This is a genomic window from Clostridium thermobutyricum DSM 4928, assembly GCF_002050515.1.
In the GTDB taxonomy this organism is placed as follows: Bacteria; Bacillota; Clostridia; order Clostridiales; family Clostridiaceae; genus Clostridium; species Clostridium thermobutyricum.
Genome location: NZ_LTAY01000026.1, coordinates 114,613 through 140,903, shown reverse-complemented (window position 1 = coordinate 140,903; position 26,291 = coordinate 114,613). Strand labels below are relative to the sequence as shown.

The 26,291-nt window shown below is 25.3% G+C and carries 21 protein-coding genes and 1 riboswitch; of the genes, 4 read left to right on the top strand and 17 right to left on the bottom strand.

Going from position 1 to position 26,291, the window contains the following annotated elements; genetic code table 11:
• Window positions 1–169: 169 nt before the first annotated feature.
• The 13 genes from pepT to cynS form a co-directional block, all read right to left on the bottom strand.
• The gene (pepT, locus tag CLTHE_RS04425) at window positions 170–1,396 is read right to left on the bottom strand and encodes a peptidase T (protein ID WP_080022170.1); all 1,227 of its coding nucleotides are present in this window, start codon (window positions 1,394–1,396) and stop codon (window positions 170–172) included.
• A gap of 187 nt (window positions 1,397–1,583) precedes the next feature.
• Window positions 1,584–2,270: a MerR family transcriptional regulator gene (locus CLTHE_RS04420; RefSeq protein ID WP_080022169.1), complete on the bottom strand. Its 687-nt coding sequence runs from the start codon at window positions 2,268–2,270 to the stop codon at window positions 1,584–1,586.
• A 134-nt stretch (window positions 2,271–2,404) separates the two neighbouring features.
• Window positions 2,405–2,770 (bottom strand): ArsR/SmtB family transcription factor, encoded by a 366-nt coding sequence (locus tag CLTHE_RS04415; RefSeq protein WP_080022168.1) that lies wholly within the window; start codon window positions 2,768–2,770, stop codon window positions 2,405–2,407.
• Window positions 2,771–2,785: 15 nt separating this feature from the next.
• Window positions 2,786–3,559, bottom strand: a complete 774-nt coding sequence (locus CLTHE_RS04410; protein WP_080022167.1) for a nitroreductase family protein — start codon at window positions 3,557–3,559, stop codon at window positions 2,786–2,788.
• Between the two features lie 236 nt (window positions 3,560–3,795).
• Entirely contained in the window at window positions 3,796–4,461 is a 666-nt protein-coding gene (locus CLTHE_RS04405; RefSeq protein ID WP_080022166.1) for an ABC transporter ATP-binding protein, read from the bottom strand.
• A 1-nt stretch (window position 4,462) separates the two neighbouring features.
• Window positions 4,463–6,745 (bottom strand): ABC transporter permease, encoded by a 2,283-nt coding sequence (locus CLTHE_RS04400; protein ID WP_080022165.1) that lies wholly within the window; start codon window positions 6,743–6,745, stop codon window positions 4,463–4,465.
• A gap of 778 nt (window positions 6,746–7,523) precedes the next feature.
• Entirely contained in the window at window positions 7,524–12,206 is a 4,683-nt protein-coding gene (locus CLTHE_RS04395) for a SpaA isopeptide-forming pilin-related protein (protein ID WP_080022164.1), read from the bottom strand.
• A 648-nt stretch (window positions 12,207–12,854) separates the two neighbouring features.
• The gene (locus CLTHE_RS04390) at window positions 12,855–13,508 is read right to left on the bottom strand and encodes a DNA alkylation repair protein (protein WP_080022163.1); all 654 of its coding nucleotides are present in this window, start codon (window positions 13,506–13,508) and stop codon (window positions 12,855–12,857) included.
• An 88-nt stretch (window positions 13,509–13,596) separates the two neighbouring features.
• Window positions 13,597–14,067 (bottom strand): DUF1648 domain-containing protein, encoded by a 471-nt coding sequence (locus CLTHE_RS04385; RefSeq protein ID WP_080022162.1) that lies wholly within the window; start codon window positions 14,065–14,067, stop codon window positions 13,597–13,599.
• A 644-nt stretch (window positions 14,068–14,711) separates the two neighbouring features.
• Window positions 14,712–15,695, bottom strand: coding sequence for an aldo/keto reductase (locus tag CLTHE_RS04380; RefSeq protein WP_080022161.1), 984 nt, complete (start codon window positions 15,693–15,695; stop codon window positions 14,712–14,714).
• 150 nt (window positions 15,696–15,845) lie between these two features.
• Complete coding sequence (locus tag CLTHE_RS04375; RefSeq protein ID WP_080022160.1) at window positions 15,846–16,529, bottom strand: ABC transporter ATP-binding protein; 684 nt, start codon at window positions 16,527–16,529, stop codon at window positions 15,846–15,848.
• Window positions 16,530–16,544: 15 nt separating this feature from the next.
• Window positions 16,545–17,711 carry an ABC transporter permease gene (locus tag CLTHE_RS04370; protein ID WP_080022159.1) on the bottom strand — a complete coding sequence of 389 codons (1,167 nt, stop codon included), beginning with the start codon at window positions 17,709–17,711 and terminating at the stop codon, window positions 16,545–16,547.
• Window positions 17,712–17,977: 266 nt separating this feature from the next.
• Entirely contained in the window at window positions 17,978–18,442 is a 465-nt protein-coding gene (gene cynS, locus CLTHE_RS04365; protein WP_080022158.1) for a cyanase, read from the bottom strand.
• Window positions 18,443–18,593: 151 nt separating this feature from the next.
• Here cynS and CLTHE_RS04360 point away from each other — a divergent pair, with 151 nt between their 5' ends.
• Window positions 18,594–19,010, top strand: a complete 417-nt coding sequence (locus tag CLTHE_RS04360) for an Lrp/AsnC family transcriptional regulator (RefSeq protein WP_080022157.1) — start codon at window positions 18,594–18,596, stop codon at window positions 19,008–19,010.
• A 217-nt stretch (window positions 19,011–19,227) separates the two neighbouring features.
• Here CLTHE_RS04360 and CLTHE_RS04355 read toward each other — a convergent pair whose 3' ends face one another.
• Window positions 19,228–19,719, bottom strand: a complete 492-nt coding sequence (locus tag CLTHE_RS04355; RefSeq protein ID WP_080022156.1) for a pyridoxamine 5'-phosphate oxidase family protein — start codon at window positions 19,717–19,719, stop codon at window positions 19,228–19,230.
• A 61-nt stretch (window positions 19,720–19,780) separates the two neighbouring features.
• Window positions 19,781–19,884, bottom strand: a riboswitch (guanidine-I (ykkC/yxkD leader).
• A gap of 1,048 nt (window positions 19,885–20,932) precedes the next feature.
• Here CLTHE_RS04355 and CLTHE_RS04350 point away from each other — a divergent pair.
• Window positions 20,933–21,631 carry an SDR family NAD(P)-dependent oxidoreductase gene (locus CLTHE_RS04350; RefSeq protein ID WP_207651191.1) on the top strand — a complete coding sequence of 233 codons (699 nt, stop codon included), beginning with the start codon at window positions 20,933–20,935 and terminating at the stop codon, window positions 21,629–21,631.
• 137 nt (window positions 21,632–21,768) lie between these two features.
• On the opposite strand, the gene pnuC is transcribed toward CLTHE_RS04350, so the two are convergent.
• The 3 genes from pnuC to CLTHE_RS04335 form a co-directional block, all read right to left on the bottom strand.
• Window positions 21,769–22,482, bottom strand: a complete 714-nt coding sequence (gene pnuC, locus CLTHE_RS04345) for a nicotinamide riboside transporter PnuC (RefSeq protein ID WP_158082656.1) — start codon at window positions 22,480–22,482, stop codon at window positions 21,769–21,771.
• A 339-nt stretch (window positions 22,483–22,821) separates the two neighbouring features.
• Window positions 22,822–23,454, bottom strand: a complete 633-nt coding sequence (locus CLTHE_RS04340; RefSeq protein WP_080022154.1) for a hypothetical protein — start codon at window positions 23,452–23,454, stop codon at window positions 22,822–22,824.
• 111 nt (window positions 23,455–23,565) lie between these two features.
• On the bottom strand, window positions 23,566–23,871 hold the full coding sequence (locus CLTHE_RS04335) for a hypothetical protein (RefSeq protein ID WP_080022153.1): 306 nt from the start codon (window positions 23,869–23,871) through the stop codon (window positions 23,566–23,568).
• 184 nt (window positions 23,872–24,055) lie between these two features.
• On the opposite strand from CLTHE_RS04335, the gene CLTHE_RS04330 reads away from it, so the two are divergent.
• Both CLTHE_RS04330 and CLTHE_RS04325 read left to right on the top strand, forming a co-directional pair.
• Entirely contained in the window at window positions 24,056–24,895 is an 840-nt protein-coding gene (locus CLTHE_RS04330; RefSeq protein ID WP_080022152.1) for a S66 family peptidase, read from the top strand.
• A 175-nt stretch (window positions 24,896–25,070) separates the two neighbouring features.
• Window positions 25,071–26,213 (top strand): polysaccharide deacetylase family protein, encoded by a 1,143-nt coding sequence (locus tag CLTHE_RS04325; protein ID WP_080022151.1) that lies wholly within the window; start codon window positions 25,071–25,073, stop codon window positions 26,211–26,213.
• Window positions 26,214–26,291 lie beyond the last annotated feature (78 nt).

Genomic DNA, 26,291 nt, shown 5'->3' with positions numbered 1-26,291 from the left:
TTATGTAATTAAAAAGGAACATCAAACTTTGATGTTCCTTTATTATTTTAAAACTAATCATTTAATTTTTGGGCTATCTTTTAAACTATTATTGATAATATAACTTAAAAAAGTGGACAAATCATTGCCCACTTTAATAATAAATCATAATATTTATTAATTTTGAATTCTAATTATTTCCGTATAATTTAACTATATTAACAACAGTTTCAACAGCTTTTTCCATTGATTCAATTGCTACATATTCATATCTTCCGTGGAAGTTTTCTCCTCCAGTGAAAAGGTTAGGACAAGGTAATCCCATAAATGAAAGTCTTGCTCCATCAGTTCCTCCTCTTATTGGTCTTACATCTGGAGTTATATCTGCCATTTCCATAGCTTTTTTAGCTGTTTCAATAATGTGGAATACTGGCTCAACTTTTTCTTTCATATTTCTGTATTGGTCTGTAATTTCAGCTGTAACTGTTCCTTCGCCATACTTTTCATTTAAAGCTTTTTCAGCTTTTCTAAAATCTTCTTTTCTTTTTTCATAACTATCTTCAAAGAAATCTCTTATTATAAATGCCATATTAGTCATTTCAACAGTTCCATTTATAGAAATTAAATGTGAGAATCCTTCGTAGTTTTCAGTTTTTTCAGGAACTTCTTCAAGTGGAAGCATTGAAAGGAATTCATAAGCAACCATTTGAGAATTTAACATTTTATCTTTTGCATATCCTGGGTGAACATTTTTACCTTTTATAGTAACTTTAGCACCAGCAGCATTAAAGTTTTCATATTCTAATTCTCCAAGTCCACCACCATCAACAGTGTATGCAAAATCTGCATTAAATCTTTCTACATTAAAGTGGTCTGCTCCTTGACCAATTTCTTCATCAGGAGTAAATCCAACCTTTATATCTCCATGCTTAATTTCTGGATGATTAACTAGGTATTCCATAGCAGTCATAATCTCTGAAATTCCTGCTTTATCATCAGCTCCTAAAAGAGTTGTTCCATCTGTAGTAATTAAAGTTTTACCTACATATTTTTTCATTTCTGGTGATTGTTTTGGATCTAAATAAATTCCAAGTTCTTTATTTATTTCTATAACTCCACCATCATAATTTTTAACTATTTGAGGATTTGTACATTCTCCGCTCATATCTGGAGCTGTATCCATGTGAGAAATAAATCCTATAGTTGGAACCTCTTCAGTAGTATTTCCTTTTAAAGTTCCGTAAATATATCCATTTTCATCTTTTTCAACATCTACAAGACCAATTTCTTTTAATTCTTTAACTAAAATATCACCTAAAACTAATTGACCTTTTGTACTTGGAGTAACTCCAGTTTCTTCATCTGACTTTGTATCTACTTTTATATATTCTAAAAATCTTTCTTCAACTCTCTTCAAGACTTCCATCTCCTTTTTAGTTTTTATGTATTTATTATACAACCTTTTACTTATTATTACTAACTTATGTATTTCTATGAAGCTTATAGAAAATCATTTAATTTATTCTTTAATAAATCTAAAAAATTATCTCTTTAAAGAAAATTTCTCATAATTAATCTATCCATTTTATTAATAAATATATCTGTTAATTTATATGACTTTTTATCTTATCAATTAAAGTTAAGGCATCTTTTGCACTTATTCCACGCATTTTTCCTGGAATATCACTTATTTCTTGTAAGTTTTCAATTATAAGATTTATTCCATTATTTCCTTTTACCATCTTATCCATATGCTCTTTTAATTTAAGAACATTTTCTTTTTCCTTATCACCTTTGTTTTTAAGAATTTCTATTAAAATCTCCATAAGCTCACCATGAAGCATATTTTGATTTTCTTTATCCTTTATATTTTTACCATAAACCTCTTTATGCCTTTTAATTCTCATATTCTTTACATTGTTAGCAATCTCGCACCAATCAATTTCATTTTCATGCTCAATATTTTTATCTAAAACTTCTAAAGACTTATTAATTAAAGTTAAATTCCTTATTTGATGCTCTAAAAGTTTTTTCTTTTCCTTTATAAGCGTTATCTTTTCAGAAGTTTCTGATACTAAAAGTTTTTTAATATCTTCTATTGAAAATCCTAAAAACTTTAATGAAATTATTTTTTGAAGCTCCATTAAATCTTCTTCAGTATAAAATCTATATCCATTTTCATTTTTATATCTTGGTTTTAATAAATCAATCTTATCATAATATTGTAAAGTCCTAACAGTTACTCCAACCATATCACTTATTTCTTTTGGTTTATATAATTTTTCTTCCATAATTAAATCACCTTCCCCTATATTTATTATATATAAAATTCATAAATATAAATCTATCTATATTATAATTCATTTTTAATTTATATATGAGTGATATAGTATGATTTAAAAAATTATTATAAAATTATATAATCTTATTCCTCTTTCCTTTTATCATCTTCACTAATATGTTGTATCCCCTCAAATATAAGATTTATCAAATCTTTTATATCTTTCCATTGTGATTCATTTGAATCAAGGTAATAATAATTTTTTGTTCCTTCCCTTCTTAAATTTATTATTCCTACTCTTTTTAATATTTGTAAATGATGAGAAACAGCTGGTCTAGAAAGATGAGTTTTCTTTGAAATTTCTCCTACTCTTACACCATTAAAATCACTTTCTAAAAGAGTAAGTAAAATTAATTGTCTTGTTTCATCTCCTATGGCAGAAATAGCTTCTCCGCACTTCTTAAATTTTGATGTTATTTCCTCTAAACGCTCGTTACATTCCTTATCCATATTTTTCTCCTAATATTATAAATACCTAATTACAGCATCTTCTTTTTTAGCTGTTCTTCTATATTTTACATTTGGATAACCAATTACTAAAGTAGTTACTATTTTATCACTATGTTTTAAGTCTAATAGTTTTCTTAATTTTTTCGAATGATTCGCTACCACTGTAAAAAATCCACTATAAAATACTCCTAAACCATGAGATTCTGCCATTAAAGCCATATTACTTGCTGCAAGAGAACCATTAATCTTATCTTTAGATACTACCATAATTGCAATAGGTGCTTTCTTAAAAAAGAAATCATCATCAATTGTAACTTCTCTAGCTGCCTTCATCCAAAGTTTTGCAAAGCTCTGAACCTTTTTAAAAAACTTTACTGCAACTTTTTCATACTTTCCTTTATCTTTCCCTAAAACAATATATGATACATCTTGAGCATTTTTAGCACTTGGAGTTAATCGTCCTGCCTCAATAATTTCCTTTATAATTTCAGAAGAAACTTCAGTATCTTTAAATTGACGAATAGACCTTCTTGTTTTAAGTGCCATTAATAATTCATTTGGATTTAAATTAGTTTTCTCTGTAATCTCCATTGTTTCTTCATTAAAACCAGTTAAAGTAATTGCAGCTTTAGGGCAAATCGCTTCACAATGTCCACACTTAATACATTCCTGATTTTTAATTACTGCCTTTTTATCTTTAATAAAAATATTATTTGCTGGGCAATCATTTTTACAAAGCCCACAACCAATACAAAGATTTTTATCTACTTGAATAATATGTTCTTTCATGAATATTTCCTACCTTCCGTTCAATTGTTTAAACCATTATAACAAACAGATATTTTTTTTGTTCATTGGTAAAGAAATTGGCTACCATTATTTTAATATTCCCTATTCTGAAACAGAAATTAAAATGTTTTCTTTATTAAAGGATAAAAAATTCTAGTATTAAATAAATTTTAATATAAAAATAAAAAACAATTTAAAAAGCTGACCTTTCTAAACTGTTTTTCCTAGTTTTTCTATTAAATTATCTTTCCATCTTTCATCTTTATAATTTTTTTACAATGCTTTGCTATATTATTATCATGAGTTATTACTACTACTGTCTTTCCATCATTATTTAACTCTATTAAAAGTTTCAATATTTCTTCACTATTTTTTTCATCTAAATTTCCTGTTGGTTCATCAGCCAAAATTATGTCTGTTTCTTGTGCCAATGCTCTTGCAATTGCAACTCTTTGCTGTTGTCCACCTGACAATTCATAAGGATATTTTCTTTCTAATCCTTCTAATCCAACTTTCTTTAAATATTTTTTTCCGTTTTCTTTTTTATCTTTATCACTCATTTTTCTTATATTAAGTGGAATAATTACATTTTCTAATAAATTTAATTCATTTATTAATGCAAAATGTTGATAAATAAATCCAATCTCTTTATTTCTTAATATAGAGCTTTCCTTATCTCCTAAATTCGATGTATTCTTCCCTTTTAAAATATATTCTCCTTTAGTTTGTTTATCTATAAGTCCTAAAATATTCATAAGTGTACTTTTCCCACATCCTGATGGACCTGTTATTGCTATTAAATCCTTTTTATTGACTATCAAATCCACATCATGTAAAGCTACAGTTTCATTATATTTAGTTTTATATATTTTTCCTATATCTTTTAACCTCATTAATTCCATTTTAATCTTTCTCCTTAATCAATTCAGATATTTTTTCTCTTCTAACATAATAAATAATTAAAACTAAACTTAAAACAATAATAAATATATCTATTACTACAATCGGTATAATAACATTTCTATCCATAAATACATCTTCTCTAATAACTTTATACACAATAATTAGAATATTCGATATAGCAATCATTGAAATTATTTTAAATATATATATTTTTATAATATTTATAATGTTATACCCCAGAGCTCTTTTTATCCCCATATTTCTTCTTTCTGAATATATCAAAGAAATTATATAACAAATCAAACTTATTAATGTTATTATAGAAATCATTATGGCACTAAATAACTTATACTTAACATATGAAAAATCTGTTATTTGCATTCTTTTTAACTGTATATCTAATGAATCTGCTTTTAATTCTTTTTTATTTAAAGTTTCATTTATTAAAGCTTTTTCAGATTCATCTGAAAATTTTATAAATGAATTAGCTAATGTATAAAATCTTTTACTTTCTAAATCTAATCCAGCTATATTTATATTATCTAAATCATTTATTTCAAAAGGTACAATTATAAAACTATCTAGTTTATTAAAATTATCAATTATTTTAGACCCTTGATTTGTATTAAACATATATTGATTTTCATCTATAAATCCAATAATTTTATAGTTTTCACCTGAATTACCTTTTATTATATCTCCTTCTTTAAAATAATTTTTATAACTTTCTCCTGCATAAACTAAAACTTCATTGCTTTGTACATTATTATTTTGCTTTTCAATTCCTTTTATTTTTAATATATCTAAAGAACTATTTGATATATACATTAAAGGTAATATATTATCTTCTAAATCCATAAAACTAAGTTTAAAGTTTTCAGAATACCCTTCTTTTTCTTTATTTTTCATATTCATTACATCTTCTGATGTATCTATTGAATATAAGTAATTTACAACTTCTACTCCATTTTGCTCTAAAAACTTTATTGTATTTATGATATCATAATTTTTTAAATCCTCTGAATCAAATGATATTGAAAATCCATCCATAATCAAAGTATTATCAAAGTCAATTATTCTATTAGAAATTCTTAATATTTGACTTAAATTTTTTGTCAAACTATAGAACTCTATAGAATAATTAAACATCATAAATAATTCTATTATTATAAAGAACTTTATAAACATATTATTCAATATATTTTTTCTCTTTTTTATTCCTTCTTGAATTTCCATATTACTTATAAATCTAAATAATATTTTTGAAATAATAAATATCACTATCAAGCTAAATAAAAAGTCTACAATTAATATTAAAATTGAAGGATTTAAGCCTATATTCATAAACTTTTCATTAAAATAATTTGAAAATGGATAATAAATTCCCCATGCAATAAAACTTGAAATTAAGCCACATACTAACATCTGTTTTAAAATATAGTTTCCAGCTTGTTTTTTATTATATCCCACAGCTCTTAGTATGTTAATTATAGGTTTTCTCTTCTTTATAAATAAAATGAAAAATATACACAAATTAACTATGCTTAAAATTCCTAGTATTATATAATATCCTATTTCTGTAGTCATAGTTTCTATAATCTCATTAACCGTTACTTTATTTAATTTATTGTATGTAATTTCCCTTATATAACTAGAAATGCTCTTAGGAATTTTTATGTCTTTATCTGTATAAAAACTTATTATATTAGTATTTATTACATCTAATCCATTTTTAAAATTATATGGAGTAAATGCTTTTAATCTATACCATTCATTTGCTAAATTATTTTCAGTAACACCAATTATTTCATATTCTATTCCATCAATACTTATAAAATATTTTCCTTCCTTTTCATAAAAAAACTCTTTATAGTTTGTTGATATAACTATTACTTTTCTATTATTTCGTATATCATCTGTTGTTATATCTCTTCCTTGTTTTATTTTATAATCATATAAATCTGGACTATTTACACTATCTAAAGTTATAATCGTATCAAATAACTTTCCTTTTAATTCAGTTCTCTTACTAAACGAAAAAGGAATATTATTTTCATCTATTTTTTTCATAATTTCATTTATTTCATTTTTTGAAATCTCTTTACTAAATTCTAAAGTTATACCTATATTTTTATTACTAAACTTTTCTGTTTGTTTTGATTCGACATACCCATTAAATAATATATTAAAAATTATATTTACTCCTATTAAACTAACAGTTATTATACTTATAATTACTAAAAAATCTAGCTTATTTCTAAATATATTTTTAAATACTCTCATCCTTCTCCCCTTAATTTAAAGGATGTCTAATAAAAGACATCCTTATATAATTTAATTTTGCAATCTTAAAGCTGCATATTCACTTGTTTTTTCTGATCTATGTGTACTTCCCCATTTACTTGTACCATTTTGAGTTAAAATAGTAGTAGCTACTGCCGGTTTAGAAGCAGTACCTCCACTTGAACCATATCCTTGCGTTTGATTTAATCTTGTACAATTTGAATTAACTGATTCTATATATACATAAGATCTTAAATGTTGATATCCATTAAATGGTATAAATTCTGTTCTTGCTCTAGCTGAATTACTAGAAGCTTTATCTAATGAATAAAATGAAACCTTTCCTGTATTAATAGTTTTATTAGTTCCTGATACGGCAAACGCTGTTACAGAACTGATAATACTTGCTGATAAGCATAATCCTATAATAATTTTTTTCTCATTTTCAGTCTCGCATTTGTTAATATTTTACTAATTATCCCCAAATTATACCTTTTTTAAATTTTTTAGTCAATATATTTTAATAAATTTCTATTTTTTTAATTATTTTCATTTAATAATATTCATAATACTATTCATAGAATCTCTATTTATAAGTTGAAGTTTCCTTTTATATTATAAAAATTAAAAAAATATAATAAAAACTAATTTTAATATAATCTTTTATAAAACAGAACTTAAATATTTTCTTTATTAAAGAATAAAAATTTTTAATCTTAAATAAGTTTTAATATAAAGATAAAAAAGAGCCTAGCAAATATTTGCTAAGCTCTATTTTTTAATTTTTTCTTTTTTTAAATTTTGTGTTGTTTAAAATTAGTAGAATTATTGCAGCTGCAAGTATAATTAAAACAACTACCATTTGACCATTTTCTCCAGTTAAAGGATTATTACTTCTAGAATTGTTCTCTTTATAATCTTGAGATTTTGCATCTTGTTTATCACTTTTATCTGAACTCTGTTTAACCTCTTTTGGTGTAATACTGCTTTCAGTTGAACTACTTTCTTTTGGCGTTACATTATCATTTTCAACTGGCTTATTTTCATTTTGTTCAATATTATTATTTTCAACCGGATTATCTTCTTTTGGTACAATTTCATTACCTTCAGATGACTTATCCTCTTTTGGCACAATAGGTTCTATAATCTTGTCATCTTTAACTATAACTCTTTGAACTTCCCCTGCATTTTTTGAGTCTATTTTTATGACTTTAACTTCATTATTTAGATTATAACCTTCTGGTGCTTTAGTTTCTTTTATTGTATAAGTTCCCCAAGAAAGATTATTTAAATTTGCTACTCCATCTTTATTAGTAGTAACTACTTTCTTAAATCCATTTGGTCCTTCTACCGTAAATTCTGCTCCACTTAGCTTAGTTCCGTCATTTCCTATTTTAGTTATATTTAAAGTTCCTGTTTTCTTAGAATCTTTAAATATTAAACTTTGAATAGATTTTACATTAGAAGAATTTATTTCTACAATTTGTGGTGCTTTATCTAAATTATAACCTTGAGGTGCTTTTATTTCTTTAACTTCATAACTTCCCCAAGCTAATCCATCTATTGAAACAGTTCCATCTTTTCCTGTAACTACAGTTTTATTAAAATTATTTGGTCCTGTTATTTCAAAAGTTGCTCCAGCTAATTTCTCTTTATCTGGTCCTTCTTTTGTTATAACTAAACTTCCTAATTCTTTCCCATCAATAATAGTAATATTTTGTTGTTTTTCTACAGTTGATGCTCCAATTGTTATTGTTTGCATTTCTTTATTTAGTTTATAACCTTCTGGTGCTTTAGTTTCCTTAATTTCGTAAGTTCCCCATGGAATATTATTTAATATAGCAACTCCAGCTTTATCTGTTGTAACTACTTGTTTATATCCATTTGGCCCTGTTACTGTAAATTCAGCTCCACTTAGCTTTTCTCCATCATTTCCTAATTTAGTTATAGCTAAACTTCCTAATATTTTTTTATCTTTAAATATTAATTTTTGTGGCTGGCCTACTATAAATTTACTTACTTTAACTGTTTGAGCTACAGAATTTAAATTATATCCTTCTGGTGCTTTTATCTCTTGTACCTTGTAAGTTCCCCATTCAATATTATCTAAACTAGCTATTCCTTTTGAATCAGTAGTAATTTCTTTCTTAAAGTAATTTGGTCCTGTTACCATAAATTTTGCTCCTGAAAGAACATTTCCTTCTTCATCAGTTTTTGTTATAACTAAATTTCCTAATATTTTTGTATCATTGAATGTTAGGTTTTGTACATTTGAAACATTATCAGCATTTATAGTTATAGTTTGTTGTTTTTCACTTAATTCATAACCAATTGGTGCTTTTGTTTCTTTTATTGTATAAGTTCCCCAAGAAAGATTATTTAAATTTGCTACTCCATTTTTATTAGTAGTAACAACTTTATTAAATCCATTTGGTCCCTCTACTGTAAACTCTGCTCCACTTAGCTTTTCTCCGTCATTTCCTATTTTAGTTATAGCTAAGCTTCCTAATATTTTACTATCTTTAAATATTAATTTTTGTGGCTGACCCACTGTAAATTTACTTACTTCAACTGTTTGAGCTACAGAATTTAAATTATATCCTTCTGGTGCTTTTATCTCTTGTACTTTGTAATCTCCCCATTCAATATTATCTAAACTAGCTATTCCTTTTGAATCAGTAGTAATTTCCTTCTTAAAGCCATTTGGTCCTGTTACCATAAATTTTGCTCCTGAAAGAACATTTCCTTCTTCATCAGTTTTTGTTATAACTAAATTTCCTAATATTTTTGTATCATTGAATGTTAGGTTTTGTACATTTGAAACATTGTTTGCATCTATTGTTATAGTTTGTTGTTTTCCACTTAATTCATAACCAATTGGTGCTTTAGTTTCTTTTATAGTGTAAGTTCCCCATGGAATATTATTTAATGTAGCAACTCCAGCTTTATCTGTTGTAACTACTTGTTTATATCCATTTGGTCCCTCTACTGTAAATTCAGCTCCACTTAGCTTTTCTCCGTCATTTCCTATTTTAGTTATATTTAAATTCCCTAATATTTTGCTATCTTTAAATACTAAATTTTGAATAGCTTTTACATTAGAAGAATTTATTTCTACAGTTTGTGGTGCTTTATCTAAATTATAACCTTGAGGTGCTTTTATTTCTTTAACTTCATAACTTCCCCAAGCTAGTCCATCTATTGAAACAGTTCCATCTTTTCCTGTAACTACAGTTTTATTGAAATTATTTGGTCCTGTTATTTCAAAAGTTGCTCCAGCTAACTTCTCTTTATCTGAACCTTCTTTTGTTATAACTAAGCTTCCTAATATCTTTTTATCACTAAAAGTTAAGTTTTGTGTATTTGAAACATTATCTGCATTTATAGTTATAGATTGTGCTTCTCCACTTAATTCATAACCAATTGGTGCTTTTGTTTCTTTTACTGTATAAGTTCCCCAAGAAAGATTATTTAAGTTTGCTAATCCCTCTTCATTTGTAGTAATAACTTTCTTAAATCCATTTGGTCCTTCTACTGTAAACTCTGCTCCACTTAGCTTAGTTCCGTCATTTCCTATTTTAGTTATATTTAAAGTTCCTAAAATGTTTTTATCTACAATATTTACTAAGCTAGTTTGGTCTTTAGTTACTTTTACAGAAGTATCTTTAGAAATTTCATATCCCTTTGGAGCTGAAACTTCAACTATTTTGTAGTCTCCAACTTCAATATTATTAAATTCCAAAATACCTTCTTTATCAGTTTCTCCTGTTTTTATAACTTTGCCATCTTTAACTAAATTAAATTTCGCTCCCTGTAATGGCTCTTTTAAATCATTTGTCTTAACAATTTTAATATTTCCTGTTGGGTTATCTTTTGCAGTCAAATTTATTATAGTGCTATTATCATTTACACTAAAATCTATTGGGTTTGTATTTAACGCATATCCATTTGGTGCTTTAATTTCTACTAATTTATAATTTCCATAAGGCAACTCAAATTTTATAGGCTTGTCAGATGTAATTAAAGTATTTGTATTTCCTTTTTCAGTTACAATATTACTAACTCTTTCATTATTATCTGCGTTAATAACTTCAAACTCTGCTCCACTCAATAAGTGGTTTGGATTATCAACTCCAACTTTGCTTAATTGAATTAATGGACTTTTTGTAGTATGGACAGTATTAGTATCTCCTCCATTAACCTGTGCAGTATTATTTATTTTTTCTCCAGGTTGAACATCTTTAAAACTAGCATTAATTGTAATTTCAGCATTATCTCCTGGCTCTATTGTACTTTTATCATTTACTGCTTCTAATGTTTTTGTAGCTGAATCATATTTTACTGTAAATTGTTTAGTTCCTGTAACTTTTATATCTGTAAGCTTTGGATTAATCTTATCTTGAATATGCATTGTTCCTTTTAAGAAAGTTCCAAATGAATCAAATTTTATATGATAAGTTATATTTTGATCTCCAAAATTACTTACATTTTCTTTATCCACTGTTTTATAAACATTTATTGCTCCTGCCCCAGAACCTAAAATAGCTACTGCTTGACCTTGTACTTTTCCATAATAATCTGTCATTGTAGCTGTATTATTATATTTATCTTCTGTTGCAGTAACAAAAGTATTATAATTCACCATATACATGTTTCCAGGGTCAAAAGAAATTTGTAAATGAGTATAATCCATGCTAACTCTTCCTGAGTTTAAATATATATTAGTTACATCTTTATAATCATTGTTAGGTGAAATCTCATATATTTTTAAACTATTTTTATCTAAAGCCATTCCACTTGGAATATTATCCTTTAAAGTCATAGTACCTAAATTTTTTCTATTTCTATTTACTACAATTGAATATGGAACAGGCTTATTTCTATCTACTATTACTCCTTCACCTAAATTATTTACAGGAAAACCACTTCCAAATACTTTATACATATCTGGAGATTGTCCACCACCACTTTCTACTACTTCTCCCTCTACACTTGCTTTAACTACTTTATCCCCGATTGTAGCAGTGGCTTCATAAGATTTATTTTCTACTTTACTATCCCCATACATTTGTAAAGTAAAATATCCTTGAACACCTTCATTTATGTTAGGTCCAAAAGTTAAAGTTATGGTATCTCCATTTACAGTACAATTAGAAAAATGTTCTTTACTATAAACAGGCTTAATATTTTTAAAAACATCTGGTAATTTAACTATTATCTTATCTCCAGGTTTTATATTACTCCTATCTAAAATCTTGTAATCAACTACTAAACTTGTGTAAAATCCATCTCTAATCTTTTCAGTTGTAAAATGTGCTTCAGCTGTTACCGTATTAGTATTACTTGAAACTATATTATCAGCAAAACTGTTTTGATATCCTTGAGTTAGAGTTAAAAACATAAACATTATTAAAGCTACGCTTAATTTTTTTAGGACGCTTTTAGAATTAGTACAATCCATTTTTTCCCCCTTATATCTTGAATAGTATCTATGTAATTTAGATAAACTATCAAAATATTCTAATCCCGTATCAATGAAGAAATAAATAGACAAACTTAAAGATTAAAATATTGAAAATATTAATAGAATATCTAATTGTTTCCTGTAAATGATAAAACTTATTTAAAAGAGTCTATATTTTAATTTTTAGTTGTATTTATAAATGATATTATTTTTAGATTTTATAAATATAGAAATGTTATAATTTAGACTTTTAAAATAAGCTTATCTTATTTTTTAATTTGGATTGTATATTAATTTTTTGTTTACATCTTATACTCTGACTGTATATACTTAAATTTCCCTGTACCAATATACAAAAAAAATGTGTATTATTTATGAATTCTTATTAAATTTTAAATGGTTTTTTGTTTATAATTTTCATTTTAATGAATTTTATAACAAATAATGAAAATTAATATATAAAATGCTTTATAAAAAAAGTGGACAATTTATACTTGTCCACCTTACTTATGTAAATTTAAAATTATTGCTATTTGTATAATCCATAATAATTCCTTTTGAAAATATTGCATTTATTAAGGCTATAAAAAACCCTAAAATTGCTCTCGAAACTAAAAAATTTAATATTATTATTTCTTAATTTTTCTACCTACTCTTAATTATCTCCTCTTTTAACTCATGAGGCATTTTTTCTAATGCATACATAAATGTTATTCTACTCATTCTGTTAACATTACTCTTAATATAATTAACTACCTCATCTGGATAAGACAAATAAGAATATTTTAAAAGCCACCCCACTCCCTTTTGCACATAAATGTGATTATCTTCTAAAAGCTCATCAGAAATTTCTTTTACATAACTAAAAGGAACATTAACAACAAAGCTTTTAGTTGACTTCATTAAACAAATTGCTGATGCTCTTTTTACATATGGATTATCAGATTTACTCCATTTTCTAACTTCTTCAAAAAGAGTTGGATACCTTTCAATTATTGGGTTAAGTACTCTGTAACAAAGTTGATCACATGCACCGAAATTATTAGTATATTCATATAACCATTTTTCATATGTCTTAAAATATTTAGTTAAGTAAGCAGTTTTTCTTTTCTTTATCCATACAGTCATCATTTCATATAATGTCCAATCATGAGATTGAACAAGCTCATCACATAATTCAATAAACTCATCATCACTTTTAGGCAAGTCTTTATATAACTTTGATGCCATTGTATAAACTGCTTTACTTGTCGGGAATGTATTTAACTCCTCATGCATTTGCTTTATTTTAGTTCTCATGTTTCCCTCCTAATTTATAAAAAGCTTTTAAATAGTCCAAACCTATTATACTCCTTTATTTAAAACTTTCTAAAATTAATATGAAACTTTATTTATTTTTTACACTAAAATAAATATAAATGACTACTGAAACAACAATAATAACTATAAAATAATTTGTAATACTTTTTGCTCCAATTAAACTTTGTATACACATATATGAAATTAAAATCATTATTTCAAGACTTAAAATTTTCATAAATGTTGAAGATATATTATATTGCCTTTCTCTATTTAAATCAGTTATTGGAACAATGTAATTATAAGATTTAGGAAATTTAGAAATAAACATAAATATAAGATATATAGCAATTAAAACAAACACTAATATAAGAGAATTGCTTTTAGAACCATACTCATCTACATGCCCTCCAAAACCATAATGAATTGGAATTTCAGAAGGTGCTTTAATCCACAAAAAGATAATTGAAATAGTTGCTATTATAACATAAATTAAATTTATTATATTTAACCATTTATTTAGCTTCTTAAAATTTATTTTTTCAATTGATTTCCCCATTTTTCTTCCTCCGTAATCTAATTTCACTAATTAAATATTCCTTTATATTAGAATTATTTTGTATTAATTATACTCTTCTTTAAATTTTTAACAATAATATGTTTTATAAATTTTATTTCCCTTTAATGGCTAATAATAACTAATTGTATGTTTCAAAATACTCTTTACCTAATTTTTATTAGTTAATGTTCCCATATTTCATATACATTCTAAAAATCCTCACAACATATAAATAAAGTTTCTAAAAATACTCTAAGAAATGTTTATAAAAACAATATTGTATCTATTGAATAATTTTATAAAAACTTATAAGTAATATATTAAAAAGGTAGTTAAATACTAACTACCTTTTCTAATATATAAGTAAATATTTCTAATAAAAACTATTTTATTTATGTATATAAAATAATTTTCTAGTCTATAATTTCTAATAGAAAAAGGCTGTTGATGTACCACCTCAATAATAAGCTCTCAATTTTCAGCAGCCTTAATTCTATCTACATATGTTTTTAACCTTTATTTAATTCTATAATCTATTTTTTAGCCTTTATTTAACTTCATAATTCTCACTTAATTACATAATTTATTTTTAATCTTCATTCAAATCACTTATCATTAAATAAAAAATACATATACTAAAAAAATTATTTTTGTTTCATAATACCAACTAACTTATGTGGTACATATGGCTCTTCTAAATATTCTATTTCCTCTTCTGTAAGTTTTACTCCTATAGCTTTTATAGCTTCTTCAATATGATAAAACTTTGTTGCCCCAACTATAGGAGCATCTACTTTTGAAAGAAGCCATCCTAAAGCTATTTGAATTCTTGTCATTCCTCTTTTTTTCGCAATTTCAGCAACACGCTCAACAATTATTCTATCTTGATTAGCTGTTAAATCATATTTACTTTTTGCAAATGAATCTTCTTCTAATCTTTTAGTTTTTTCAGACCAATCTCTAACTAATCTTCCTGAAGCTAAAGCACTATATGGAGTCATTGCAATATTTCCATCTTTACAGCAAGGCACCATTTCTCTCTCTTCTTCTCTAAACAACATATTATAATGATTTTGAACAGATATAAACTTGCTCCAACCATTTTTTTCTGCAATACAATTTGCTTTTTCTAATTGCCATGCAAAACAATTAGAAATTCCTATATAACGCACTTTTCCAGCTTTAACTTGCTCATTTAATGCACACATCAACTCTTCAACTGGAGTAGAATAATCCCACATATGACATATATATAAATCTATATAATCAGTTTCAAGATTAGCTAAACTTTTATTAAGCATAGTATTTATATGCTCTCTTATACTAATATTATTTTCAATTTCTTTTTGACTTCTAGGCAAAAATTTTGTGGCAATAATAACATCTTCTCTTTTAGCTAATTTTTTCAAAGCTCTTCCAACATATTGTTCACTTGTTCCATTTTGATAAGCTATAGCAGTATCAAAAAAATTAATTCCATTTTCAAGAGCTTTCTTTATAATCTCTGTAGATTGTTCTTCATCTAAAGTCCATGTATGCATTCCACTACTTGAATCTCCAAATCCCATACATCCTAAACAAATTCTAGATACATTTAAATCTGAATTACCTAACTTTACATATTCCATAACTTCCTCCTAAGCTTATATTTATAAAACAAAATTTTCCATTCACTATATTTATTCACCTTAAAACTTTAAAAACCTTTAAAAATAAAATTAATTGTATATCTAATAATAAAAAAGACTGCTTGCAAAATTGCAAACAGTCTTTTTATTTTATTTTTTAATATCTTCTATTATTTTTCCATCTTGTATTTTTATAACTCTATCAGCTTTTTCAGCTATTCTATTGTCGTGAGTTATTATTACAAAAGTTGTTTTAAATTCTTTATTTATTTCTCTTAAAAGGTTATAAACTTCTTCTGTTGTATTAGAATCTAAGTTACCTGTTGGCTCATCTCCAAGAACTATCTTTGGATTATTTATTAACGCTCTTGCAATAGCACCTCTTTGTTGTTGTCCACCAGAAAGGTCTGTTGCTTTATTATTTTTAACTTTTGAAAGGTTAACTATTTCTAATAATTTTTCAGCTCTTTCTAAAACTTCTTTAGTAACTTTTTTTCCTGATAATCTATAAGGCATTAATACATTTTCAAGCACTGTAAATTCAGGTAATAGGTAGTGAAATTGAAATATAAAGCCTATATCTTCATTTCTTATTCTTGCAAGTTCATTTTTGCTCATCTTATCAGTTCTTTTACCATTTATATAAACTTCTCCTGAAGTTGGAGTATCAAGAGTTCCCATTATATTTAAAAGTGTACTTTTACCACTACCACTTTGTCCTATTATTGAAACAAACTCTCCTTCTTCAACCTTAAGGTTAGCATCAAATAAAACTTGTGTTTTAACCTTATCACCATAAACTCTATTTATATTTTTTAAATTTAAAACTTCCATTTCTGTCTAACCTCCTTAGTTATTTCTGATAACTTCCATTGGATCTAATTTTAATGACTTAGATGCTGCAAATACTGCTGCAAGAATTGCTACAACTATTGCAATTACAATACTTATTATTAAGTAAGATACATAAATGTGTCCTGTAACTATTGGTGCACCTGAAGGTGTTTTTATAGCATGTGAGAAAACTTCAAATAATCCTACACCTAAAATTCCTCCAACAATTGAACCTATAACTCCTAAGATTCCACCTTGGTAAATGAATATTGATGCTGCTCCACTATTTTTAATTCCCATTGCTTTTAATATACCTATTTGTTTTGATTTTTGCATTACTGAAACTGCAAGAACTCCTGCAATACTCATAGCAACTGAAATTATTATAAATACTTGGATTGTCATACTTGATGAGCTTTGTCCACTTAATGCATTTAAAAGACTTGGATTAGTTTCTTTCCAGTTAGTTACTTGTAAACTACTATTTAAAGTTCCTTGAATTGATTTTGCTATTGTATCTGCACTGAAAATATCTTTGTTATAAAGTTTCATTTCAATTGAATTTACTTTACCTTGTTCATTAAATAAATCTTGAGCATAATTTAATTTTGTAACTACCCATGAATTATTAAGTTGAGCTACATTAAAGTTAGCTATTCCACTTACTACAACAGTTTTCTTTTGCATGTTTGCTTCAGAGAAAGTAATCTTTTGACCAACTTTATAGTCATATTTCTTAGCAATTCCTTCTCCAATTACAACTTGGTCTTTAGCTTCTGGCATAGTACCTTTAACTAAATCTTTTTGAACATCATATATGTTAGCTCCATTTCCAAAATCCATTCCTCTAACTAAAATTGAAGTACTTGCTTCACCTTTAGTTATTAATCCTGGAGTATCTAAAACACCTGTAATTTCTGAAATTTGTTTATGATTTGCTTTTATGTTATTTATTATAGAATCATAATTCCCAAAAGTTTTGCTACTATTTTCTTTATTATTAATAGTAATCTGTGATGTATTCCCAACAATTTGATTTATTTGGTCATTGTTAAGATTTTTTATAAGTAATCCTAAAAATATTTGTACTGTTACCCCAAGTGCTATCCCTAAGGCAATTAAAATAGTTTGTGCTTTGTTAGATTTTAAAAATCTAGATGCAATTTTTAAATTTATCCCCATTTTTCTTTACTCTCCTTTTGTTTGTTTTCTATGTTTTGAATTATAAAGTATTACCTAAGGTAGCACTCAATACTTTTTCCGAGAATTTATAATTTATTAATAATTATTATTCATAAAAAATAATTATTTATTTTGCTGAACAACTTTTTTTCTTCTTTAAACATAAAATTAATTACACAAAAAAAGCAAACCTCAATTGGTTTGCTTTTAAAATTCAGCTAATCTCAAAATTTATTTTGAGATAGTCACTTTTTATATAATAATTTTTACCAAGGATATTTTCCACCTTTACTATATGGTAAAAGCTTTCCATTTAAAGTTATTATTACTCTATCTCCTTTTGGATCTTTTTCTATATCTATATCTACTCCAAAATCAATTGCACTCATAATGGCGTTTCCTGATTTTTCATGAATTATTTCTTTTATTGCTGGTCCATATGTATTTAAAGCTTCATGTAATCTATATAAAATTGGATCTACATCAGCTTTATATGGATGTTCTTTTAAACATTCTAATTTTTCAATAGAAATTTCTAATTCTTTAGCTAATGCTTCAATATATTCATCTGGAACCCACTGTTGTCCTTTAAAGGCACTTGCAAGCCAAACTTTGTTTACATTAATTCTTTCTGCTAATTCTTCATAAGTTAATCCTTTTGCTTTTCTCATTTGTTCTAAATATTTAAACTCATCTTTATTGCTATCTCTTAAATAATCTATATTATTCATTTTTCCTCCACTTATATCAATTAATTTTCTTTTATTATTGTTATAACTAAATTATAATATTCATAGTTATCTAAGTTCAATTTGTTCATGAAACACTTTTATACAAATCACTTTCATGAAGAAAAACTTTAAGTATAGGAGATGATTTATTTTGAAGCTAGATGATTTAGATATTGCTATATTAAAAGAATTAAAATCTAATTCAAAACTTACCTTTAAAGAAATTGGTGAAAAATTACACTTAACTGGGCAAGCTGTTGGAAATAGAGTTAATAAACTTATAGAAAATAATATTATAGAAAACTTTACTATTAATATTAATAAAAATTATTTAGGTTTAAAAAATACTTCTTATATAAGAATTTATATGAAAGATAATTCCCATGATAAAATATTAAATCTTATAAATAAGCATGATGAAATTGTAGAAGCTTATAAAACTGGTTCAGATTGCTGTTATGTTTTAAAAATAGAAAATGAAAGTAATGAGTCACTTACTTCATTACTTGATGAAATACTTCCTTTTGCTAATTATCAAATCTCAATGGTTTTAGATAGAATTAAATAAGAAAATTTTAAATTTAATTTTGAATTAAAATGCTCTAAATTATCGTTTATACATATAGGCTAAAGTAAATTCAACCTATAAAAAAGTAGCTATCTAAAAGCTATAATTTATCAATAAAATTATATAAAAAGCCTAATAAAATAAGCAGGATAGAATTAAAATTTTCCTATCCTGCTTATTATTTAATAAAGTATTTCTAAATTTATAAAAAAGCGAATTATTTTTCTCCATTTACAAGCTCTATAGATTCTTTTCCTGTTAAATGAATTATATCAAATTCTATTACTGTAACATGGTTTATACCTTTATTTATTTCTTCTTGAATACCTTTATCACCTTGTTCTTTGCAATATTTCTTTGCAAGAACTTTTAATATATGTTCCATTTCTTTACTATCTTCTATTATTCTAGCTTTTCCAAATGCAATTACACTTCTAAAATAACTTGTATATTTTTCTGGAACAATCTTATCTTGATCTATAACTGTAAAAGATACTTTATCATAATTTTTTATTGAATCAACTTTATGTCCCATTTTTGCACTATGAAAATATATTTTTCCATCATTATATACATAGTTTATAGGAACTCCATATGGAAAACCTTCATCACCTAAAACTGATAATACTCCACTTGTATTTCTCTTTAAAACTTCTAAGCTTTTTTCTTCACTAAGTAATTGTTTTTTTCTTCTCATTTCTCTAAACATATCAATCTTCTCCTTATAAATAAAAATTTTAAATAAAAAGCCAGAGAAATATTTAAAAAATATCTCCCAGGCTTTTCTCCTTCCGTGTACACATTAATTAAATGTGCCTATTCTCTCGGACCAGTCTAATAAATAACTTATTACGGAACCCTAGAATAGTTTAATTCATTTTATATTATGTATTTATTTTACTATAACTCTGTGTATCTCAAATTAATATTTTATGGAAAATTTATAAAATTTTATTTTGTAATACATGACATAATTCTAGTTAAAATTTATAAATTCATTATAAAAAAAGCTAGAAGTACATATAAATAATATATAAGCTCTAAGCTATATTTAATTAATATCAAATTTTAAAAACCTTTTTTATTAATATGATTTTTTAATACTTGCATATCTATTTCAAATTACATAGTTTTCAAATAATTTATGAGGTGAGATTATGATAAAAAATATATCTAGTTACCTAAATTTTATTATTGCTCTAATCTGGATGGTAATATCATTTATAAATGGCTTAAATCATAATATTCTTCTAATGATGATTTGTATTATGCTAGCAGGTGCATTTATTTCATTAGGTTACTACTGTGAAAAAAAGAAAAAATTAAAATAAGCTTGCCTTCTAGACAAGCTTTTTTATTTTATGATTCTTTACTAAAAAATATATTATAAACAATTCACATAATTGGATTAATTATCCACAAAATGCAGTTAATATTGTGTATAAACTTACAAATATTTCTTAGTATTGTGAAATATTATATTTAAGAATAGGTAATAAAAACAATTTAAAGGTTGGTAGTAAGTATGGTTTTATTGATTATCTTATCTATTTTACTTATGATAGCAATTTTATGTGTAATAACAGGATTTTTAAGAAACAAAAGAGCTATTTTAATTATTTCAATATCTAGCGTTATACTCCTAATAATTTTCTCACTTTTTTTAAGCTTTATATTAGTCACTAATACGTAGTTTTATATATTAAAACCACATATTAATTTAATTAAATGATAAATATACAAAAGTTAAATAGACGATAATTAATATATTGATTTTTTTATTAATGATAAAAAGAAATACAATATAGAGATAATTTTATATATTTTAGAGTAAATGAGAAAAAATGTTAAAAAGATGATATACTGTATTTGATATATTGATAGTAAAAAATTATTGAATACTGACGAAGGAAGTGATTATTATGAAAAAGGTACTAATAACAGGTGGAAATAAAGGAATTGGACTAGAAACTACAAGATTATTTTTAGAAAACAATTATAAGGTTATAGTGGTAGCTAGAGACTATACAAATTTTGAGTTCAATGATAATGATAATGTTGAAAAAATCAAATATGACTTATCTAATGTAGAAGGAATAAAAGATTTAGTAGATAAAATTGGACATATTGATATTCTAGTTAATAATGCTGGAATTATGAATTCTATTCCATATGATTCTTATCCAAAAGATGATATGGAAAAATTAATGAATATAAATCTTTATGCTCCAATAGAATTTATAAAGCATACTTCAAAATCAATGATTAATGCTAAAAGTGGAAGAATAGTAAATACTGCTTCAGTTGCTGGTCAAATTGGACATCCTGATATATGGTATGGTATATCAAAAGCAGCTATAATAAATGCCACAAAAAGCTTTGCTAAATTATTAGGTGAACATGGAATTGTAGTAAATTGTGTAGCTCCTGGACCAGTAGAAACAGACATGCTGAATGTAATACCAGAGCAAAGAAAAAATAGCATAAAAAGCAATGTGTTTACAGATAGATTTGCAAAACCAGAAGAAGTTGCTAAAGCAATTTTTTGGTTAGCTACAGATTGTCCAGAATATATTAATGGAACATGTATTGATATTAATAATGGAGCATTTTTAAGATAAATAACTAAACATTTAAATAAATAAAATTAAATAATAAGATAATCGAAGTACCTCATTATTCATAAAAGAATATGAGGTATTTTTTTGTTCTTAATAAAAAAATCCGATTCAAAACCACTTTGAATCGGATGTATATATTAATTATTATTTTGTTCTCTCTCAAGCTTTTTCCAATTGTAATATCCGTAAAATGAACTTACTAAATATTGTGCCCACATTACTGAACCTGATAAATAAACTATTGAAAAATGTGGTGCCATTATAAGTGTTTTAACAAATAAAACAAAACCAATATTTGAGAATATCCAGAATATCCATTGTTCTACATATCTTTTTGAAGTTAGATAAAACGCAAATGTTGTTATTATTCCTGATATTGAATCCATTATAAGTGATGGATCTTTTTTGATAGCTACTCCAAATACATAATGAACTCCATATGGTAAGTATTTTATAAATAACATATATAAAAACCAACAAACTATAAGAGCTACTATTATTTTTGGCCATTGTCCTTTTTTGAATCTCTTAACTTGTACTACATCACCTTTAGTTTTTTCAAGACTTCTTTTCCAAGAAACAAGACCTATTATTTGAAGTGGTAATGTTAATATTATAGTTTTTACAGCTTGACCATAAAGGCATCCCATTATAGATATTGCAAGCATTGCTACAGTATTTATTATCCACCAAAAATAAACAATCAAGTTTCCTCTTACTTGATAAACAGATGTTACAACTCCAGATAATGTTGCAACTAATCCAACTATTCCTCCAATTGTTAATACATCAGATAATTTCCCACCTGATATAAAAGCTGGTACAAAAAATGTAATTATACTAGCTATCATAAAAAATACAAAAAACACCTTTTGAAAAGGCGTATATGCTTTAAAAAATTTCATCCTAGTCACTTTTCCTTTGTATTGATTTTTGGAAAAATTAAATTCCTAAAATATATTAGAGTTTTTAATATATTTTTTCAATATAAATTTTCAATATAATTATTTTTTATATTTATATCTATTTATTTATCATTATAATAATTTAGAATCTATTTTTTATAGTTTTTTTAAATACCAAATATTATATTCGAATTTTAAGTATAAAAAAAATAGTGAATATACGTTCACTATTTTTATTTTATTAATTTTTTCTTCATATTATATATAATGCTTTTATGTAAAAGTTTATTTTAGCTTAAAACTATCATAAGTTTTATCTAAAATTTCATTATAATTTTCTTTTTTATCTTCTGCATAGCTATATCTAAATTTTACTATTTTATCATCTTTAACAAAGCCTTTTTCATAATAAATCATTTCTTTTTCTTTATCTTTCCAACACATTACATAATAGTCCTTTTCTTTTAATGAAAAGATAACTGTATTAGGCAAATAATTTTTAGTAGCTTTTTCATTTTCATAATAAGTCTTTAAGTTAGCTCCATTTTTGTTAGCTTCACCCCATACTTTTAAAGTTAATGGAACACTCTTTCTTTCTTTATCATCAGACTTAACACCATTTTTTTCACTTTCTTTTTCAGCTTGAGTTTTCTTATTTTCTAGCTCAGTCATTATTCCACTTACTTCTATTCCATTGTCATCTTCTTTTATAACCTTTGTTAATTGGTTAGGATATTTTATGCTAAATCCATATTTCTCATTTTTATAATCTTTAAAATCATTATATCTTTCAGTTTTCTCTTCTGTCTTAGAGATTGTTTCTGAAACATTACTTTTACTCTCTTCTTTTCCACATGCTACAAGACCTGTTGTACATACTATCCCCACAAGTAATAAACTAATTAATTTTTTTCTCATAATTTCACCCTTTTTATTTATTTAAGAAGATAAATTTATCTTCTTACATCATCCCTTTTTACTTAATTTTTATAAACCTAGTTTACTAATTTTCTTATCCCATAGTCCTATTTATATTGCAGGAATATTTTCAATTAATAAACTTATTTCCTCGTAAATCTCTTCTAACTCGTCTTTAGTTCCTATTATACAATTAGGTAATCTTTTAATATATTCAATATTATGATTTTTAAATTCATTACAAATTGGAATACCACTTCCAAGCACTAATAACATTCCTTCTAATAATATACAACCTGATATATTATCTATTTTTATAAACATTTTTGTATTTGAAAGGATTGATTCACTTTTATCTATTATTAAAATTTTACCTCTTGTTTTTATTTTAATATCATTTTTTAAACAATAATCCATATATTTTTCTCCTTTTCAAATTACTATTTGTATCTAATATCTTATTATTCACAAAATAGTAAATTTGATACCTTTATGGATATGTTTCCTCTTTATTTTAATATTTAACTAAAACTTATACAACATATTTATATCTATTAACTTTTTTTATTTTAAAGTAAAATACCTTTAAGGAGTGATTATTATGAAATTAAATAAAATTGCAATAGTTGCATGCTCAAACCCAATTACAGATAGCACAAACTTTGAAGCTTTAAAAGATATTTTAAAAGACATTGGAATAGATTTTATTTCTTCTAAGTTTATTTTAAATAATACTGATATTTTAAATAGAGATAATTCTAAAATGGCTGATGAAATTTTAGAATTCTTTAAAGACTCTTCTATTGATGCAATCTTTGATATATCTGGAGGAGATTTAGCAAACTCTATCTTACCTTATTTAAATTTTGAAGAAATAAAAAAATATCCTAAACCTTTCTTTGGTTATAGTGATTTAACAGTTTTATTAAATGCTTTATATACTAAATCAGATATTACAACTTACAATTATCAATTATTAAATTTAGTAAAAGATAAATCTAAAACTCAAATTAAAAACTTTAAAGCTACATTTAATGAAGAAAATTCTTCTTTATTTGATTTTAAATATGAATTTATAAAGGGAGATAGTTTAGAAGGTGTATTAGTAGGTGGAAATATTCGTTGCTTATTAAAGCTTTCTGGAACTCCTTATATGCCAGACTTTAAAAATAAAGTTTTATTTTTAGAAAGCTTTAGTGGAAATCCATATAAAATTTTAACTTTCCTAAATCAAATTAGGGATATGGATATTTTAAAAAATTTAAAAGGTATTTTAATAGGTTCTTTTACAGAAATGGATAATAACAATTATATTCCTTCAGTAAATCAAATGATTCTTAAAATAACTGAAAATCATAATATTCCAATAGCTGTAACTAAAGAAATAGGTCATCAACCTCTTTCAAAGTGCATAAAAATTGGAAATTATATAAAACTTTAGATTTTTATTTATTAATATTTTATATAATTTAACCCTATTTGTTTTATTTTATTTAACACTTTTTTCTATTTTTTGTAACCTATTTTTTATCACCACAGTTATACTATATATAACAGAAATTTATTTTGAAATTATAATTAAAATTTTAAATTATTTGATTGGAAGGTATAAACTTATGAAGAAAAAAGTTCTTATCCCAATAATAGTTATTGCAGTGGCTGCAATTGCTGTTTTTGGAACTCGCGCTTATGAAGCACACGCAAAAACTACTCAAGAACACAAAGTAGAAGCACAACAAGCTGCTAAAGCTAAAGCTGAAGCACAAAAGCAAGACAAAGCAATGACTGAGTTTATGGAAAACAAAGGTCACTGGTCTAAAGACAAATATTTAGGATACATAAATCCTTATGAAAGCTGGTTTAAACCACAAGAAATTGCTCCAGGTGAAAACTTATTAAAATCAGCTCAAAGCTATGCAGTTCCTGCAAATGAAGTTGCACAAATGATTGCTGGTGACTACAAAGGAAATCAAAAAGAAGTATTCTTAACATTTGATGACGGACCAAGTACAAATAACACACCAAAGATACTTGATATCTTAAAAAATGAAGGTGTACACGCAACATTCTTTGTAATTGGTGACCACTTAAAGAGTAACCCTAAAATACAACAAATAGTAAGAAGAGAAATAATGGATGGAAACGCTGTTGGAGACCATACATTCACTCACATTTACTCTGAATTATATCCAGATAATAAGATTGATGTTCCTTACTTCATGAACCAAATTCAAGAAACTCAACACTTACTTACTGAAGTATTAGGACCAAACTTCCATACTGGAATAGTTAGATTACCTGGTGGATATATGTCAAGAGCATTCTACCATGATCCAAACTTAATTAAATTTAATGAAGCATTAGATAAAGACAAAGATACTGCATTAGATTGGACAGCTGAAACTGGAGATGCTGGTACTACTAAAGCATTAGATATTAATCAATTAATTCATACAATGGATGGAGATATTCACAATCAATCTAACCCTAACCAAGTTATCTTATTAATGCATGATGCTGGTGCTAAGGTTGATACTGTTAAAGCTCTACCAACAATTATCCAATACTTCAAATCACATGGTTATGCATTTAAAGTAATAGAAAATCCAACTCCAGAATCATTCGTTGGAATACCTGCAAAAACTGATACTTATTCAAACCAAGGTGAATCATTAACAACTAAAACAGTAGTTAAAGATGGTAAAAAAGTAACTGAAAAAGTTTCTGATTATAAAGGTAAGGGATACCAATATAATTAAAAATTTATCTCATATAAATTTAAATTAGAAAAAGCAAACCTTAAAAGGTTTGCTTTTTTTCATATATAAAAATATTCA

What these genes read in the sequence shown, in the direction of transcription:
- CLTHE_RS04420 (WP_080022169.1), bottom strand. Translation starts at nt 2,270, where the DNA reads ATGGAAGAAAAATTATATAAACCAAAAGAAATAAGTGATATGGTTGGA.
- CLTHE_RS04415 (WP_080022168.1), bottom strand. Translation starts at nt 2,770, where the DNA reads ATGGATAAGGAATGTAACGAGCGTTTAGAGGAAATAACATCAAAATTT.
- CLTHE_RS04410 (WP_080022167.1), bottom strand. Translation starts at nt 3,559, where the DNA reads ATGAAAGAACATATTATTCAAGTAGATAAAAATCTTTGTATTGGTTGT.
- CLTHE_RS04405 (WP_080022166.1), bottom strand. Translation starts at nt 4,461, where the DNA reads ATGGAATTAATGAGGTTAAAAGATATAGGAAAAATATATAAAACTAAA.
- CLTHE_RS04400 (WP_080022165.1), bottom strand. Translation starts at nt 6,745, where the DNA reads ATGAGAGTATTTAAAAATATATTTAGAAATAAGCTAGATTTTTTAGTA.
- CLTHE_RS04395 (WP_080022164.1), bottom strand. Translation starts at nt 12,206, where the DNA reads ATGGATTGTACTAATTCTAAAAGCGTCCTAAAAAAATTAAGCGTAGCT.
- CLTHE_RS04390 (WP_080022163.1), bottom strand. Translation starts at nt 13,508, where the DNA reads ATGAGAACTAAAATAAAGCAAATGCATGAGGAGTTAAATACATTCCCG.
- CLTHE_RS04385 (WP_080022162.1), bottom strand. Translation starts at nt 14,067, where the DNA reads ATGGGGAAATCAATTGAAAAAATAAATTTTAAGAAGCTAAATAAATGG.
- CLTHE_RS04380 (WP_080022161.1), bottom strand. Translation starts at nt 15,695, where the DNA reads ATGGAATATGTAAAGTTAGGTAATTCAGATTTAAATGTATCTAGAATT.
- CLTHE_RS04375 (WP_080022160.1), bottom strand. Translation starts at nt 16,529, where the DNA reads ATGGAAGTTTTAAATTTAAAAAATATAAATAGAGTTTATGGTGATAAG.
- CLTHE_RS04370 (WP_080022159.1), bottom strand. Translation starts at nt 17,711, where the DNA reads ATGGGGATAAATTTAAAAATTGCATCTAGATTTTTAAAATCTAACAAA.
- cynS (WP_080022158.1), bottom strand. Translation starts at nt 18,442, where the DNA reads ATGAATAATATAGATTATTTAAGAGATAGCAATAAAGATGAGTTTAAA.
- CLTHE_RS04355 (WP_080022156.1), bottom strand. Translation starts at nt 19,719, where the DNA reads ATGTTTAGAGAAATGAGAAGAAAAAAACAATTACTTAGTGAAGAAAAA.
- CLTHE_RS04350 (WP_207651191.1), top strand. Translation starts at nt 20,933, where the DNA reads ATGAAAAAGGTACTAATAACAGGTGGAAATAAAGGAATTGGACTAGAA.
- pnuC (WP_158082656.1), bottom strand. Translation starts at nt 22,482, where the DNA reads ATGATAGCTAGTATAATTACATTTTTTGTACCAGCTTTTATATCAGGT.
- CLTHE_RS04340 (WP_080022154.1), bottom strand. Translation starts at nt 23,454, where the DNA reads ATGAGAAAAAAATTAATTAGTTTATTACTTGTGGGGATAGTATGTACA.
- CLTHE_RS04335 (WP_080022153.1), bottom strand. Translation starts at nt 23,871, where the DNA reads ATGGATTATTGTTTAAAAAATGATATTAAAATAAAAACAAGAGGTAAA.
- CLTHE_RS04330 (WP_080022152.1), top strand. Translation starts at nt 24,056, where the DNA reads ATGAAATTAAATAAAATTGCAATAGTTGCATGCTCAAACCCAATTACA.
- CLTHE_RS04325 (WP_080022151.1), top strand. Translation starts at nt 25,071, where the DNA reads ATGAAGAAAAAAGTTCTTATCCCAATAATAGTTATTGCAGTGGCTGCA.